Below are 15,212 nucleotides of genomic sequence, written 5' to 3'. Positions count from 1 at the left end.
GCTCCGCCGGGGCCGGGGCGCTCACCGGTCGCGCCGTTCGCCCAGCCGCCACGCCCACAGGGCGACGAGGAACGAGGCCACCCCGAACGCGGCAGCCCACCAGGCCACCGTGGTGCGGCCCATCATCCAGGCGTTGAGCCCGACCCCGATCGCCCAGAGCTGGCCGACCAGGATGGACAGCACCAGCGCCAGCCGCCCGGACAGCATCGAGGAGCGTTCGGGGTCGGTCTCGCCACCGGCGCCTGGTCCCGGTCCGGTGCTGCGTACGCGCGGGTCGGCGTACCCGCTGGTGGATTTGATCTGCGGATATCGCCCCTCGGTCATGCCTGCCCCTCCTCGCCGGACCGCAGGGTGCCTACGGCCCAGATGCCGTCGTCGCGCTCCTCCAGCAGCACCCGGGGCAACGGCCGCGGCGGCGGCCCGGCGGTGACCGCGCCGGTGCGGGGGTCGAACACGCCCTCGTGACAGGGGCAGTACAGCTCGCCCTGCTCGCCGCGGTCGGCCCGCCAGAGCACGCCGCAGGCCAGGTGTGTGCAGATCGACGAGTACGCGACCAGCGTCCCGTCGGCCATCCGCAGCGCCACGGCCCGGTCCTCCCCACCGGGGTAGCTGAACGCCACCGACTCGCCCGGCGGCAGCTGCTCGGCGACCAGCATCGGCGGGGCGGCTCCTTCGCCGTGCCGGTGGAAGAGCCCGGAGGCCACCGCCACCCCGCCCACCGCCAGCCCACCGGACATGGTGACCGCCAGGCGCAGGTAGTCGCGTCGGCTGGTCAGCGAGTCCGCCGCGATGCGCTCCCGCAGCGCCGCGACCTCCTGCTCGGTGTGCGGGACGCGCTCGTCCACACTCATAGCGGTTCCCCCAGCACGTTGTCCGCCGACGGCTCCAGGTGCCCGGCCGGTTGCGGGCTGCCGGTCACGTGGGCGTGCTCGCCCGCCCCGCCGGGCAGCGGCTCGTCCACCGGCCGTCCCCTGGGGACCACCATCGCCACGCCGGTGGAGATGATCGAGCCGTCGAAGTCGAACGTGCTGGCGACCTCGACGCCGGGCCGCTCGGTGCGCAGTTCTTCGAGGGTGCCGTAGAAGATGGATCCGGTAGGGCAGACGGTGGCGCACATCGGGGCCAGCCCGTACGACGTGCGGTCGTAGCACAGGTTGCACTTGAACTGCAGCTTCGCCGCAAGGTCGATCTTCGGCACGCCCATCGGGCAGGCGTTGACGCAGTTGCCGCAGCCGATGCAGCGGCTCTTGTCCGCGTCGTGCACCACCCCGTCCGGGGTGACCAGGATGGCCTCGGCCGGGCACACCTGCGCGCACGGCGCGACCGGGTCCTCGCAGTGCATGCAGACGGTCGGGCTGGACGCGACGCTGCCGCCCTGGTCCAGGTAGTCCAGGTGGATCATCGACTTGCCGCGGTGCGAGTCGCACTCCCGGCACGCCGACACGCACGCCTGGCAGCCGATGCAGCGGCCCGGGTCGATCACGATGGTGCGTCCCATCATGGCTGCGACGTGCCCCTTCCCTGCGACGAGGTCGGTGGCAGCGGCTCGCCGCGCGAGCGCTGGGTGTCGGCGTACGGCTCGCGCCCCGGCGGCATCGGCGGCGCGGGCACCGGCGTGACCGCTGCGGCCGGCTCGATCCGGCAGGCGCACACCTTGTACTCGGGGATCTTCGAGCGGGGGTCCAGCGCGTCGATGGTCAGCTCGTTGGCCGCCACCGGATACGGCCAGTGGTACGGCACGAACACCGTGTCGGGCCGGATCGCCTCGGTGACCAGCGCCGGGAACGTCGCCGCGCCGCGCCGGGTGACCACGGTGACCGCGTCGCCGTTGCCGAAGCCGTGCGACGGGTGCACCTCCACCCATGGCCGCGGCGTCTGCTCCACCAGCCCGCCGAGCCGCCGGGTCTGGTTGCCCGACAGGAAGTGCGCCACGGTCCGGCCCGTCGTCAGCGTGATCGGGAACTCGTCGTCGTACGGGTCGGCGGGCGGGTGCCAGCGCACCGCCTGCAGGTGCACCTTGCCGTCGGCGTGGTATGTGCGCCCGCCCTCGAACAGCCGCGGCGTGCCGGGATGGTTCAGGTCCGGGCACGGCCAGGCGATGCCCCCGGTCTCGTCGAGCCGCGCGTACGTGATGCCGTAGTAGTCGTTGACCGTGCCGCGCGAGGCGATCCGCAGTTCCTCGAACACCTGCTCGGAGTCGGCGTAGTCGAACTTGTCCCCGACGCCGAGCCGTTCGGCCAGCTCGCACAGCACCCACGTGTCGGTGCGTACGCCGGGCAGCGGCTCCTGGGCCTTGCGGTGGCGCACCACCCGGGCTTCGGCGTTGGCCATCACCCCGTCGTCCTCGGCCCAGCTGGTCACCGGCAGCACCAGGTGCGCGTTGGCGGCGGTCTCGGACAGGAAGAAGTCGCACTGGGCGTGGAACTCCAGCGCGTCGTACCCGGCCTTGACCACGGTGTAGTTCGGCAGCGACACGAACGGGTTGTTGCACAGCCCGAACAGCCCGCGGATCTCGCCGCGGCTCATCTGGTGCACCATCTCCATCATCGAGGTGCCCGCCTGCGGCAGGTCGTCGACGTCGACGCCCCAGATGTCGGCGACCTGCATCCGGTGCACCGGGTCGCTGATGGACCGCCCGCCCGGCAGCATGTCCGACTTCTGGCCGTGCTCACGCCCGCCCTGCCCGTTGCCCTGGCCGGTGATGGTGCCGTAGCCCGCCCCGGGCTTGCCGAGGTTGCCGGTGGCGACACACAGGTTGATCACGGTCAGGCAGTTCTCCACGCCCTGGGTGTGGTGCTCGATGCCGCGCGCGTGCCAGGCCATCGCCTTCGGCGCGGTCGCGAACATCCGCGCCACCTGCGTCACCTGCTCGGCGGGGATGCCGCAGATCTCGGCGGCCAGCTCCGGGGGACACTCGGCGGCGGCCGCGCGCACCTCGTCCCAGCCGGTCGTGTGCTCGGCGAGGAACGCCTCGTCGGTCAGGCCCTCGCTGACCACCACATGCAGCACGGCGTTGAAGAACGCGGCGTCGGTGCCCGGCCGCAGCGCGACATGGATGTCGGCGGTGCGGGCGATGCTGGTCTCGCGCGGGTCGATCACGATCAGCTTCGCGCCGCGGTCCCGCGCACCCCACAGGTACTGCGTCATCACCGGGAAGCACTCGCCCACATTGGAGCCGGCGATCAGCAGGCAGTCGCTGAGCAGGCAGTCCGCGAACGGGTTCGCCGCCCGGTCGATGCCGAACGAGAGCTTGTTCGCTCCGGCCGCGCTGACCATGCACAGCCGGCCGTTGTAGTCCACGTGCCGGGTGCGCAGCGCCACCCGCGCGAACTTGCCGACGAGGTACGTCTTCTCGGTGAACAGGCTCGCCCCGCCCAGCATCCCGAACGCGTCACGGCCGTGCTCAGCCTGGATGCGCTGGATCTGCTCGGCGGTCACGTCCAGGGCCTGCTCCCAGGAGACCGGCCGCAGGTCGTCGGCACGGCTCTTGCGCAGCAGCGGGGAGGTCAGCCGGTCGGGGTGGTTGACCTGCTGGTACGCGTTGAGGCCCTTCGGGCACAGCCGCATCCGGTTGATGTCGTGGTCGCGCGGCTCGACCCCGAACACCTTGCCGTCGTGCACCCGCAGGTACATGCCGCACTGCACGCCGCAGAAGCAGCAGTGGGTGGCGACCAGGGTCTCCTCGCCGCGGATCGCCCGCCAGCGGTCCGCCGGCAGCCCGCCCGCGTCGCGGAACCTGCCCGTGCCGGGCGGGGTGATCGTCGGGTCGAGCGGGACGGTCATGTCAGAACCCCGGCTTCACGGTCGTGCGGTAGGCCTGCCCGCGCCGTAGCCGCTTGCACCGCGGGCACACCTCGGCGACGGCATCGAAGTCCAGCTTCAGGTCGCGCATGGTGGCGCGCAGGTTGTCCACGTACGCCGTGGTGTCGATCGGCTCGCCGCAGTTGCGGCAGTGCCGGATCTCGCCGTGCCCGGTGTACTTGAACAGCTGCATGCCGACGGCCGCCGGGCGCTGGGCGATGTGGAAGAACTTGCCGAACGGCAGGTACAGCAGGGTCAGCACCACCGCGGCCATGTGCAGCACGGCCAGGAACTCGTAGCCGCCGCCGTGCAGCGCGACGCTGGAGAACGTCAGCAGCAGGCCGGTCACCGAGATGATGATCAGCGCGAGCAGCGGCACCAGGTCGTAGCCGAAGCGCTGGCCGGTGCTCGCCTCCCGGTCGCGCATGCGCCGGATCAGGAAGTACGTCGCGCCCGCGATGACCAGCACCGCGGCGAGGTCCAGCCCGTGGAACAGCAGCCACCCGAGCACCGACAGGGCGTTGAAGTCGGCCACCCCGAAGCCCCAGATGTTCATGGTGTACTGCGGTCCGGCCCCGGTGTTCGCGGTGAACGTGAACCAGCCCCAGGTCAGCGGAAAGGTGATCGCCGCAGCCAGCAGGCAGCCCCAGAAGATCAGCTGGTGCGCGGCCCAGCGGGAGCGCGAGCGAGCGCCGAGGAACTTCTGGAAGCCGAGGTAGGTGGCGATCATGCGGGGCAGCGCGGTCGGCGTGCGGCGCAGGTTCTGCCAGGACAGCGCGGCGCCCCAGCCCTTCCGGAACAGCCGCCGGGCGCCGGGGGAGGAGATCCACACCGTGTATCGGTAGGCGATGCCGAAGGCGAGGAACACGCTGGCGATGGCGTACGGGGCCAGCGCGGAGTCGAAGTCGTGCAGCCTTCTGCTGCCCAGGTAGATCACCGCGCAGAGGACCAGGGCGGTGACGATGCCGACGACCACGGGCCTCATGCAGCCGATGCTATGTAATCGGCATATCCGCTGTATGAGGTTTATCGGACTTACCGTCACAGATGCCTTGCTTGATGGTCACGCTCGGTGACCGCGAGGCGGTGGTGGGCTCGTCGGCAGGGCTCGCTCGAACAGGGTCCACGGGGACGGCGACGTCCGGCTACCTGCATACCGGGAGCAGTGTTAAGACACCGTTAATCGCGCGTGGATTCTTGTCACACGGCAGACTCCGCGCACGGGACGGGAATCCGGGCGTCCCGCCGGTAGCGTACGCACAGTGACGACTCAGCTGGTGAAGGCGGCACCCCGCACCTCCCGACCGCGATGGCGCGCCGCCGTGGTGGTCCTGGCCGCGCTCGCGCTGGGCGCGGTGCTGGCCGGGCATCGCCTCGTGCCCAACGTCTACAGCGCCGGCAGCCTGCTCGACTCCGTCACGCCGCTGTTCGGCCTCGGGGTGCCCGTATTGGCGCTCGCCGCGCTGGCGGCCCGGTCCCGGGCCGCGCTGCTCGCGGTCGCGCTGCCGGCGGCCGTGTGGGCGGCACAGTTCGGCGGCGCGCTGCTGCCACCCCAGGGTGGTCCGGCCGAGCTGCGGGTCGTCTCGCAGAACCTCTACGCCGACAACCCGGACCCGGCCGCCACCGTCCAGGCGCTGGCCGCCGACGGACCCGACCTCATCGCGATCCAGGAGGCCGTCGAAGGAGTCGCCGCGACGGCCGCCGGGCGGCTGCGCGAGTCCTACCCGTACCACGCGATCAGAGGCACGGTCGGCCTGCTCAGCAAGCACCCGATCGGACAGGTGAGCAGCCTCGACAGCGAAACGAACTGGATCCGCGGGCTGCGGGCGGTGGTCGAGACGCCGCAGGGCGACGTCGCGGTGTACGTCGCGCACCTGCGCTCCGCTCGCCTCAACGAGACCGCGAGCCGCGACCGCAACATCCAGGCCCTCGCCGACGCGGTACGCGGCGACGACGCGAGCCGGGTGCTGGTGCTCGGCGACCTGAACACCTCCGCCGAGGACCGGGCCTTCGCCCCGCTGTCCGCGCTGCTGCACGACGCCCAGGCCGACGCGGGCTGGGGATTCGGCCTCACCTGGCCGTCCGCGCTGCCGGTGCTGCGCCCCGACCAGGTCCTCTACCGCGGCCTCACCGCCACCGACGCGGGCGTGCGACGCACCCCGGGGACCGATCACCGGGCGGTGACGTCGTCGTTCGCCTTCCCGACGGACTGACGCCCGGCGAAGACAGCCGTGGTGTCGGCCCCGTCCCGGGCAGGCCGGGGCCGACACCACGATCGGTCACTTCGCGATGAGCAGCAGCACGGCGCGCCCGCGCAGCGTGTACGCCGTCCCGGCCCCGCCGATGACGGCCTCGCCGCCCGGCGCGGCGACCTGGCTCGCGCCCTCGGCCCACGGGGACGTGTCGGTGACCCGGTACCACTGCTTTCCGGCCGGCGGGGCGGGCAGCGTGAACACCACGTCGCCGGACCAGCCGTTGTAGGCGGTGTAAAGCGCGCTCGCGCTGTCGCCGAACTCCGTGCCGTCGATGCGCCAGGCCAGCGCGTGATTGCCCGCGTTGCCCCAGTAGGCGCCGTCCGGCGCGACCCCGGCCGGGGTGAACCACTCCAGCTGCCCCATCCCGTTGGCGTTGCCGTCGGCGGCGGTGTAGAAGTTCGCCGGCCGCAGCGCCGGGTGCGCCTTGCGGAAGGCGAGCAGCCGAGACGTGTACGTCTTGAAGTTGGTCTCGTCCGCGGTCAGCGACCAGTCCAGCCAGTTCGCCGACGAGTCGACGTTGTACGGGTTGTTGTTGCAGTTGACCGACCGCAGCGTCTCGTCACCGCCGGTCATCATCGGTGTGCCGCCCGACAGCATCAGGAACGCGAACGCGTTGCGGGCCGCCTTGCGCTGGTCGGCCGCGACCCCGCCCTGATCCCACGAGATGTTGTCGTCGCTGCCGCCGTCGGACGGCCCGAACGGCCAGGCCTGGCCGTTGTTCTTGGTGTTGCACGAGTACAGGTCCTTCTGGGTGAACCCGTCGTGGGCCACCATGAAGTTCACCGAGTGCCACGGTCTGCGGCCGTCATCGCCGTACAGGTCCGACGACCCGGCGAACCGGGTGGCCAGGTCGCTCGGGGTGACCGCGTCGACGCCCAGCTTGTTCTGGTCGCGGCGCAGCGTGTCGCGGTAGATCCCGTTCCACTCCGACCACGCCACCGGGAAGTTGCCCACCTGGTAGGTGCCCGCGCCGATGGCCCACGGCTCGGCGATCCAGTCCACGCCCGCGCCACCGCCCGCCGGGCGGGCCGGCATCTCGGCGGTGAGCCGGTTGAGCGCGGTGTTCGCGTCGGTGCGGCTGTAGTTGAAGCACCCGTGCTGGCACGTGTTGCCCAGCACCGACGCCAGGTCGAACCGGTAGCCGTCGACGCCGAGCGTGTTCTTCCAGTACGCGATGGAGTCCACGATCAGGTTCTGCGCGGTGGGGTTGCGGGTGTTGTAGTTGTGCCCCAGCCCGGTGTTGTCGATCGACCCCTGCATGTCGGAGGTCAGCGAGTAGTACGTCGGGTTGTCCAGCCCGCGCCAGGAGAAGATGTTGTACGTGTTCTTGTCGCCGATGGCACCGCCCTCGGCGGTGTGGTTGTAGACGACGTCGACCAGCACCTTGATCCCGGCGTCGTGGAACGCCTTCACCATGGCCTTGAACTCCTTCGTCGGCCCGCCCGGCGTCTTGTCGTACGCGTAGCGCCGGTCGGGGGCGAAGTAGTTCTCGGTCATGTAACCCCAGTAGTTGTCGCCCGTGGTGCTGCTCGGGCTGGCGTCGTTGGCGTCGTTCTGGGTCTCCTGCAGCGGCAGGAACTCCACCGCGGTGACCCCGAGCGAGGCCAGGTACGCCGCCTTCTGCCCGGCCGCCTTGTAGGTGCCCCGTTCGGCCGCCGCGATGGACGTGTCGGCCTTGGTGAGGCCGCGCAGGTGCACCTCGTACACGATGTCGTCCTTGAAGGCCCGGGTCGGCTTGGTGCCGATGCTGGTGCCGTCGGCGGCCAGCACGATGCCCTTGGGCGCGATCGTGCCGGTGTCCGCGGCCCGTTTGGCCGGGCCCGACGAGTAGTCGCTTGCGACGCCGTCGGGCATCGCGGTGTCGTGGCTCATCTCCCGGGCGTACGGGTCCAGCAGCAGCTTGTTCGGGTTGAACCGGTTGCCCGTGGCGTCCACGTCGGCGACGAACCCGGCCGTCGAGCCCTTCGTCCAGCTCGCACTGTAGGGCCAGTTCGGGCCCCACGCCCGGTAGCCGTAGTAGACGGTGCCGGTCACGCCCGCGGCCTGCAGCGTCGCCACGCCGACCGTGGTCGCCCAGACGTCACCGGTCCCCTTGGTGAGCAGGTAGGAAGCCTTCTCCTGGGCGCCGGTGGCGGCGGAGTAGACGTAGACCGCGATGCGGGTGGCCCGCGAGGAGTACACCCGGAAGTTCACATTGGTGCCGGAGTAGCGGCCGCCCAGGGTCAAGGTGTCTATCCCGGCCTGGGCGGGCGTGGTGGGGGAGACGAGGGACAACCCGGCGGCCACCAGTGTGGCGGCGAGCACGGACCTCCAGAGGCGGCGCATGGTCTTCCTTCCCGGAACAGGGGTGGTGGCCGGGGGAGCGGCGACTGAAAATTCTTGCAAAGTGTGACCCAGATTACGTGCAAGTTTCAGGCTCGTAAAGATGCGCCATCTGTCCTCAACACGAGCGGTCGGCCGCCGGGCGAGCAAGGATGGAGAGGTGGACGACATGACGTCCGGAGACAACGGAACAGCGGCCGAGGTCGTCATCCCCGTGAACGGAGCCGCACTCTCGGCCCACCTGGCCATACCCCCGCAGGCCGCCGGGATCGTCGTGTTCGTCCACGGCAGCGGCAGCAGCCGGCACAGCCCCCGCAACCAGTACGTCGCCCGCTTGCTGCGCGACGCGGGACTCGGCACGCTGCTGTTCGACCTGCTCAACGAGTCCGAGGAGAACGACCGCGGCAACGTTTTCGACATCCGGCTGCTCGCCGGGCGCCTCACCGAGGTGCTCGCCTGGCTGCGTGCCCGCCCCGCCGCACAGGGCCTGCCGGTCGGCCTCTTCGGGGCCAGCACCGGCGCGGCCGCCGCGCTGTGGGCCGCCTCGAACGGCAACGCCGACGTCGCCGCCGTGGTCTCCCGCGGCGGCCGCCCCGACCTGGCCGGCGGTCACCTCGCCGAGGTACGCGCGCCGACGCTGCTCATCGTCGGCGGCCTCGACCACACCGTGCTGGAGCTCAACGAGCAGGCGGCCGCGCAGCTGACCTGCGAGCACGCCGTCGAGATCGTCCCCGGTGCGACCCACCTGTTCCAGGAACCCGGCACCCTCCAGCAGGCCGCCGTCCTGGCCCGCGACTGGCTCGTGAGCCACCTGCGCTGATGGCCGCAGGCATCGGCTTCACGGCCGCGGCCGGTCGGCGGAGTGCAGCCGGAAGCGCAGGAAACGCCTGCCCTCGATGCTGGTCTCACCGTCGGTACGGAACCCGAGCCGGGCCACGGCATGTCCGCTGCGGCGGGTGGGCGGCAGCAGGATGGTCACCGAGTCGAACCGGAACGTGCCGAACGCCTCGTCCAGGACCCGCGCGCAGATCGCCCGGCCGTGACCCCAGAATCGCGGATGCAGGACCAGCGCCAGATCGGCGTCGCCGCCGTCCTCGGGTTGCAGGCCACCCCAGCCGGCGAACTCTCCGTCAACGAGGAAGGCCCACGGGCCGTACCCGTGGTCGCGCCACAACGCCTCCTTGGCCGTGACGAACGCGGCGCACTCGGCCGCGCCGAAGGCTCCCTCGGCCAGCGGCATGTGCCGACGGACCGCGCGGTGGCTCATCAGCGCGATGATGTCGGCCGGGTCGACACCGCCGAGCCGGGTCAGCTGAAGATCCATGTCTCTCCACTCTCGTGGGTCTGCCGTGGGCGCCCTTCCCGCGTGCCGTGAGCGAGCCGGTGGCGCCTTCGTGGTCAGGCGGTCCGGGGGCGAGCGGCACGGGGTTTGGCCGAGCGGGGTGGGGCGGCGCGCATGTGTTCGCGGACCCGGCCGAGGACGCTGCCGAGGGTGGCGAGGTCGCGCTTGTGCAGTGAGTCGAACAGCAGCCGCCGGACGACGTCGATGTGGCCGGGCAGCACCTGCGCTACGAGGCCGCGACCGGTGTCGGTGACGGTGACGATGACGCTGCGTTCGTCGTCGGGCGCGGGTGTGCGGGTGATCAGGGCGCGTTTTTCCAGCAGTCCGGCCTGGTAGGTCAGGCCGCTGCGGCTGTAGACGACGCCGTCGGCGAGGTCGGTCATGCGCAACTTGCCGTCGGGGGCGTCGGTGAGGCGGGCGAGGATCTGGAACTGCACGTAACTGAGGTCGCCGTCGGCGCGCAGGTGCTCGTCGACGGCGTGCTGCAGCAGCGTGCTGACCTCCATGAGGGCGAAGTACGCGCCGAGCTGTTCGGCGTCCAGGGGTGCTGTCTCGTGGCTCACACCGCCATCCTACTTGCTTCGAATTTGAAACGAGCTATAGTCGTGGCATGCTTCAAGTTCGAAGCATATTCGAAGGAGTGAGAACCATGAGGGCCATCCGTTTCCACCAGCACGGCGACGCCGGCACCATGCGGCTCGACCACGTCGAGCAGCCGACCCCCGGTTTCGGCCAGGTGCTCGTGAAGGTCGCGGGCACGTCGTTCAACCCGGTCGACGCCACCATCCGCGCCGGCCACCTGCGACAGGTGTTCCCGGTCGCGCTGCCGCACACCCCGGGCATCGACGTCGCCGGCACCGTGACGGCCGTGGGTGAAGGAGTCACCGGCCTGCACGTCGGTGCGCAGGTGATCGGGTTCCTGCCGATGACCGCCGACGGCGCCGCGGCCGAGTACGTGCTCGCCTCGGGCGAGGTCCTGGCCGCCGCGCCGACGACGATCCCGCTCGCCGACGCCGCCGCGCTGCCGGCGACCGGGCTCACCGCCTGGCAGGCGCTGTTCGAGCACGCCGACGTGCAGCCTGGCCAGCGCATCCTGATCAACGGCGCCGGCGGCGCGGTCGGCGGCTACGCCGTGCAACTGGCTGTCCAGGCCGGCGCCACCGTCGTCGCGACAGCCGGTGAACGCAACGCCGAGCGGGTCCGTGGCTACGGCGCGCAGGTGATCGGCCGCGACATCGGCGGCCTCGCCGGCCCGTTCGACACGGTGTTGAACTTCGCCCCGGTCGCGCCGGCCGACATGGTCACGCTGGCCGGCCTGGTCCGCGACGGCGGCGCCCTGGTCACGACCACCACCCCCGGCCCGCAGGACGACCCGCGCGGCGTGCGTTCGATCAGCGTGTTCGTCCACCCCGACGCCGGCCGGCTTGCCGCCCTCGTCGAGCTGGTCGACGCCGACAAGCTCCACATCCACGTCGCCGGCCACGTCACCCTCGACGAACTGCCCGCCGTCCACGCGCGCAGCGACGCCGGAACGCTTTCCGGCAAGACCGTCATCACGGTCTGACCCCGTCCCGCCGGGCCGGTAGGCCAGGCCGTCCTGCCGATCGTGTTCGCCCTCATCTCCGCCTGAGCCACCCTCAACCCAGTGCCGGCCGCGCACCCCGCACGGCCGGCACTGGTACAGCACGCTGCGCCGCGCGGCCGGTCGGGACTCAGCCGGTGGTGGCGAAGTCCGTGGACACCGACAGCTCGCGCCACCGGTCGAGGTCCGCGGCGACCTCCTTGACCTTCGCCTCTATGTCGGTGACGCAGCTGCTGCCCAGGGCGAGGCGTACCGGCATCCGGGGTGCGTCGACGATGGTGAGGATCGCGGTGGCGGCCTTGACCGGGTCGCCCTCCTGGGCGTGGTTGTTCTCGTCGGACCAGCTGCGCATCATGCCGGAGCTGGCGGCGTAGTCGTCGATCACCTGCTCGGTGCGGTGCAGCGAGCTCGAGTCGAGGAAGTCGGTGCGGAACGGGCCGGGCTCGATGGCGATTGCCTGAATGCCCAGCGGCGCGAGCTCCTGGCTCATCGCTTCGGTGATCGCCTCGACGGCGAACTTCGTCGCCGCGTACAGGCCCCACCCGGGCCATGACCGGATCCCGCCGATCGAACTCATGTTCACGATGCGGCCGGAGCGTTGGCGTCGCATCACCGGCAGCACCGCGCGGGTGACCGCGAGCAGGCCGAACAGATTGGTGTCGAACACGGCCCGGGCCTCGGCGTCGCTGGTCTCCTCGATGGCCCCGACCAGCCCTCGGCCGGCATTGTTGACCAGCACGTCGATGGTGCCGAAGCGAGCCACCGCGGCGTCGGCGGCGCGGTGCGCGGCCGCCGCGTCGGTGACGTCCAGCGCCACGGCCAGCAGCCGGTCGGCATACCCGGGCAGGGCCTTCTCCACGGTCTTCGGGTCGCGCGCGGTCGCGACGACGTCGTCGCCACGATCGAGGGCCTGCCGGGCGATCTCCACGCCGAACCCGCGGGACGCTCCGGTGATGAACCAGGTGGTCATGGCTGCCTCCGTGCACGGCGAACGACGGCACACGCTTCGGAGATCACGCTAGCCGCCGTCCGGGGCGCGTCGTGGTGTTTCAGCGCGTTGCCGCCGCGTCGGCCGGGTTCCGCTGCGGCATATAGTGCCGATCATGTGTACGGTCGCCCTCAGTTTCGAGCCGTCGTCGCCGGTGCCGCTGCTGGTGCTGGCCGTACGCGACGAGCTGCTGGTGCGGCCCTGGGAGCCGCCGGCGGAGCACTGGCCGCGCCACCCCGGCGTGCTCGGCGGGATCGACCTGGTCGCCGGGGGCACCTGGCTTGCCGTGGACCCGGCTGCCCGCAGGGCCGGATTCGTGCTCAACGGGCGCGGGCAGCTGGCGCCCGAGCACGGTCGCCGTTCCCGCGGCGACCTGCCGCTGCTGGCCGCGGCGGGGCTGCCCGTGCCCGACGACCTGCGCGCGTTCGATCCGTTCTATTTGATCACTGTGGATCTGTCCGGCGCTGCCATGGTCGGCTGGGACGGCGATACCCGAACCGGGACGACCCCGCCGGAGGGGTTCACGGTGATCGTCAACAGCGGCGACGACCCGGCCGAACCGCGTGCCGCGCACCTGCTGGCGGCGCTACGGGCCACCCCGAGGCCGGACCCGGCGGACGGCTGGGGTGCATGGCCGGGCCTGGCAGCCGGGGAGGGGATCGACCGCGAGGACCCCCGGGCGCTGATCCTGCGCCACACCTTCGGCGACGACCTGCGTTACGGCTCCAGTTCGGTCACCCTGCTCGCGATCGGCCCCGATCTGGTGCGCTACGACTTCGCGGCCGTGCCGGACGAGCCCGGACCGGTGACCCTCACCCGGATCGTCTAGGCCCCGTCCCGCCCGCGACAGAACCAGCGTTCGTCCGTCGTCACCAGTCCCGTCCGGCGGTCAGCAACTCCCGATCGCCGCCGCGGCGGGCGCACAGCGCCCGTATGTCGACGCCGATGTGGATGAGCACGTTCTCGATGTATCCGCAGAGTTCGTCGCGCTCGTCGGTCTCGATGTGGTGGCCGTGTTCCTCGTCGATGTCGTTGAGCGCGAGCACGACCCGCTCGGCCGCGGCGAACAGCTCGTCGTCGGACGGCTCGCGCAGCGCCGCCACCTCGGCCTGGTACGCGGCGAGCGCGGCGTCGACCGCGTCGGTGAAGTCCTCGGGCCACAGTCGTTCGGCGTAGGCGTCGTCGGGGGACAGCGTGCCCGCGGCGAGCGCCTGCTGCTGCTCGCGCACCTCTCGGCGCCACGCAGCGCTCGGACGTTCGATCATGGCCGGGAGTGTAGGGGCGGGGAATGACATCACGTCGTCCCGCGGAGCCATGTGCAACTCCGGGGTTGCGCCTCGCGAGTTGATGTGCAACTGTGGAGTTGCACATCAAACCTGCGGCGCTGAAGGAGTGCTCATGAGCGAGGACCGGATCGAACGCGAGACCCTGATCGAGGCGTCCCTCGAGCGGGTCTGGACGCTGGTCGCCCAGCCCGGGTTCTGGGTGGCCGACAAGGCGAGCCTGCCCGGCACCGTGGCCAGGGAGGGCGAGTCGATGATCGCGAAGAACGCCGAGCACGGCGACTTCCCGGTCCGCGTGGAGAAGGTCGACCCGCCGACCTACCTGGCGTACCGCTGGGCCCCGGCGTTTCCCGGCGAGGAGCTGCGCCCGGACAACAGCACCCTCGTCGAGTTCACGTTGACCGCGGAGGGAGCCAAGACGCGGCTCCGGGTGGTCGAGAGCGGTTTTGCGACGCTGGCCGGGTCCGAGGAGCTGCGCCGCAACGCGGTGCGGGACAACTCCGGCGGCTGGCCGCTGGAGCTCGAGGCGCTCAAGGCGCGCGCCGAAGAGTCCTCCGTGTGACCGAAGAGCATCACGGCGACGTCTCGCCGGTCGACGGCGTGTTGGCGGCGCTGGCCGACCCGACCCGGCGTCAGTTGCTCGACCTGCTTGCGGAGCTGGGCGAGGTGACCGCGACGACGCTCGCCGAGCACCTTCCCATCTCGCGGCAGGCGGTGGTCAAGCACCTCGCCGTGCTGGACGCGGCGGGGCTGGTCACCGGCCGCCGGGCCGGGCGCGAGGTGCTCTACGCGGTGCGGCCCGCGGCGCTGAACGCGACGGCGCGGTGGATGGCCGCGCTCGCGTCCGACTGGGACCGGCGCCTGGCGACCATCAAACGTCTCGCCGAGGCGGCCGAGCGGGACGCACTCCCGCCGGATGGAGAACCAAGGCAGTCATGACCGGGGGAGGCGCACGATGCAGCTTCGGCAGATCGCGCCGGCGGTGACGCTGGGCCTCGCCGCCGCCTGCTGGGTCGTGATGATCCGGCTCATGGACGGCATGGACATGGGCCCGGCGACCCCGCTCGGCCCGTTCGCGTTCTTCGTCGCCGTGTGGGCGTCGATGATCGCGGCCATGATGCTGCCGGGCGCGGTTCCGGCGGTCCTGCGCCGGGTGCACGACGGCGGCGGTGCGGGCGCGGTGACGGTGTTCATCGCGTCGTACCTCGCCGTCTGGACCCTCGTCGGGGTCGCCGTGTTCGCGCTGTACCGGCCGCATGGGCCGGTGGCCGCCGGCGTGATCGTCATCGTGGCGGGCGCCTACGAGCTGACCCCGGTCAAGCGGCACTTCCGGCGGCGGTGCGGCGGGCATCCGCGCTCCGGACTCGCGTACGGGCTGCACTGCGTCGGGTCGAGCATCGGACTGATGCTGGTGCTGGTCGCGGTGGGGGTCATGAGCGTCACCTGGATGTGCGTGATCACCGTGCTCTGCCTGGCGCAGAAGCTCCTGCCCGCGCGAGCCGCCGTCGACGTGCCCGTGGCCCTGGCGATCGTCGCGCTCGGCGTCGTGATCGTGCTGGCGCCCGGCACGGTTCCCGGGCTCACCCCGCCGGCGACCCGTCCCGTGGACGGCACCGGCCACCACCACCTGCACCACTGA

General features: G+C 71.5%; 17 protein-coding genes. 7 read left to right on the top strand and 10 right to left on the bottom strand.

The genetic code is table 11. From position 1 onward, the window contains the following. Positions 1 to 21 precede the first annotated feature (21 nt). Genes FLL47_RS09440 through FLL47_RS09420 form a run of 5 tightly spaced genes read right to left on the bottom strand, consistent with a single transcriptional unit; the run spans position 22 to position 4,786 of the window. The gene (locus FLL47_RS09440) at positions 22 to 324 is read right to left on the bottom strand and encodes a DUF6755 family protein (protein WP_144120072.1); all 303 of its coding nucleotides are present in this window, start codon (positions 322 to 324) and stop codon (positions 22 to 24) included. Beyond that, the gene (locus tag FLL47_RS09435) at positions 321 to 851 is read right to left on the bottom strand and encodes a QcrA and Rieske domain-containing protein (RefSeq protein ID WP_144120071.1); all 531 of its coding nucleotides are present in this window, start codon (positions 849 to 851) and stop codon (positions 321 to 323) included. The genes FLL47_RS09440 and FLL47_RS09435 overlap by 4 nt, the downstream gene beginning before the upstream one ends. Beyond that, a complete protein-coding gene (locus FLL47_RS09430; RefSeq protein WP_222106011.1) occupies positions 848 to 1,498 on the bottom strand; it encodes a 4Fe-4S dicluster domain-containing protein in 651 nt (216 codons plus the stop codon). The genes FLL47_RS09435 and FLL47_RS09430 overlap by 4 nt, the downstream gene beginning before the upstream one ends. Continuing rightward, positions 1,498 to 3,783 (bottom strand): molybdopterin oxidoreductase family protein, encoded by a 2,286-nt coding sequence (locus FLL47_RS09425; protein ID WP_144120069.1) that lies wholly within the window; start codon positions 3,781 to 3,783, stop codon positions 1,498 to 1,500. Before FLL47_RS09425 ends, FLL47_RS09430 begins: the two co-directional genes overlap by 1 nt. Position 3,784: 1 nt before the next feature. Further along, positions 3,785 to 4,786, bottom strand: coding sequence for an MFS transporter (locus tag FLL47_RS09420; protein WP_144120068.1), 1,002 nt, complete (start codon positions 4,784 to 4,786; stop codon positions 3,785 to 3,787). A 277-nt stretch (positions 4,787 to 5,063) separates the two neighbouring features. On the opposite strand from FLL47_RS09420, the gene FLL47_RS09415 reads away from it, so the two are divergent. Further along, positions 5,064 to 6,014, top strand: a complete 951-nt coding sequence (locus FLL47_RS09415) for an endonuclease/exonuclease/phosphatase family protein (RefSeq protein ID WP_246157703.1) — start codon at positions 5,064 to 5,066, stop codon at positions 6,012 to 6,014. A 66-nt stretch (positions 6,015 to 6,080) separates the two neighbouring features. Here the strand turns inward: FLL47_RS09415 and FLL47_RS09410 are convergent, their stop codons facing one another. Next, on the bottom strand, positions 6,081 to 8,381 hold the full coding sequence (locus FLL47_RS09410; RefSeq protein ID WP_144120067.1) for an isoamylase: 2,301 nt from the start codon (positions 8,379 to 8,381) through the stop codon (positions 6,081 to 6,083). 166 nt (positions 8,382 to 8,547) lie between these two features. Here FLL47_RS09410 and FLL47_RS09405 point away from each other — a divergent pair, with 166 nt between their 5' ends. Continuing rightward, positions 8,548 to 9,198, top strand: a complete 651-nt coding sequence (locus FLL47_RS09405; protein WP_222106010.1) for a dienelactone hydrolase family protein — start codon at positions 8,548 to 8,550, stop codon at positions 9,196 to 9,198. A gap of 18 nt (positions 9,199 to 9,216) precedes the next feature. Here the strand turns inward: FLL47_RS09405 and FLL47_RS09400 are convergent, their stop codons facing one another. Both FLL47_RS09400 and FLL47_RS09395 read right to left on the bottom strand, forming a co-directional pair. After that, a complete protein-coding gene (locus FLL47_RS09400; RefSeq protein WP_144120065.1) occupies positions 9,217 to 9,702 on the bottom strand; it encodes a GNAT family N-acetyltransferase in 486 nt (161 codons plus the stop codon). A 74-nt stretch (positions 9,703 to 9,776) separates the two neighbouring features. After that, positions 9,777 to 10,283, bottom strand: a complete 507-nt coding sequence (locus tag FLL47_RS09395) for a MarR family winged helix-turn-helix transcriptional regulator (protein WP_246157701.1) — start codon at positions 10,281 to 10,283, stop codon at positions 9,777 to 9,779. 86 nt (positions 10,284 to 10,369) lie between these two features. On the opposite strand from FLL47_RS09395, the gene FLL47_RS09390 reads away from it, so the two are divergent. Beyond that, positions 10,370 to 11,284, top strand: a complete 915-nt coding sequence (locus tag FLL47_RS09390; protein ID WP_144120064.1) for an NADP-dependent oxidoreductase — start codon at positions 10,370 to 10,372, stop codon at positions 11,282 to 11,284. A 148-nt stretch (positions 11,285 to 11,432) separates the two neighbouring features. Here the strand turns inward: FLL47_RS09390 and FLL47_RS09385 are convergent, their stop codons facing one another. Continuing rightward, positions 11,433 to 12,272, bottom strand: coding sequence for an oxidoreductase (locus tag FLL47_RS09385; RefSeq protein WP_144120063.1), 840 nt, complete (start codon positions 12,270 to 12,272; stop codon positions 11,433 to 11,435). 133 nt (positions 12,273 to 12,405) lie between these two features. Here FLL47_RS09385 and FLL47_RS09380 point away from each other — a divergent pair, with 133 nt between their 5' ends. After that, positions 12,406 to 13,119, top strand: a complete 714-nt coding sequence (locus FLL47_RS09380; RefSeq protein WP_144120062.1) for an NRDE family protein — start codon at positions 12,406 to 12,408, stop codon at positions 13,117 to 13,119. A 40-nt stretch (positions 13,120 to 13,159) separates the two neighbouring features. Here FLL47_RS09380 and FLL47_RS09375 read toward each other — a convergent pair whose 3' ends face one another. After that, complete coding sequence (locus tag FLL47_RS09375) at positions 13,160 to 13,555, bottom strand: hypothetical protein (RefSeq protein WP_144120061.1); 396 nt, start codon at positions 13,553 to 13,555, stop codon at positions 13,160 to 13,162. Between the two features lie 133 nt (positions 13,556 to 13,688). Between FLL47_RS09375 and FLL47_RS09370 the strand changes: the two genes are divergently transcribed. From FLL47_RS09370 to FLL47_RS09360, 3 genes are read left to right on the top strand one after another with little or no spacing between them, the layout of a single operon-like run. Next, entirely contained in the window at positions 13,689 to 14,135 is a 447-nt protein-coding gene (locus FLL47_RS09370) for an SRPBCC domain-containing protein (RefSeq protein WP_144120060.1), read from the top strand. After that, positions 14,132 to 14,512 carry an ArsR/SmtB family transcription factor gene (locus FLL47_RS09365; protein WP_144120059.1) on the top strand — a complete coding sequence of 127 codons (381 nt, stop codon included), beginning with the start codon at positions 14,132 to 14,134 and terminating at the stop codon, positions 14,510 to 14,512. The genes FLL47_RS09370 and FLL47_RS09365 overlap by 4 nt, the downstream gene beginning before the upstream one ends. A gap of 16 nt (positions 14,513 to 14,528) precedes the next feature. After that, positions 14,529 to 15,212, top strand: coding sequence for a DUF2182 domain-containing protein (locus tag FLL47_RS09360; protein ID WP_186315627.1), 684 nt, complete (start codon positions 14,529 to 14,531; stop codon positions 15,210 to 15,212).

It is taken from the genome of Catellatospora sichuanensis, assembly GCF_007483665.1.
Lineage (GTDB): Bacteria > Actinomycetota > Actinomycetes > Mycobacteriales > Micromonosporaceae > Catellatospora > Catellatospora sichuanensis.
Note: the sequence above shows the minus strand (reverse complement) of the source record. Positions and strands in the feature narration are given on the sequence as shown.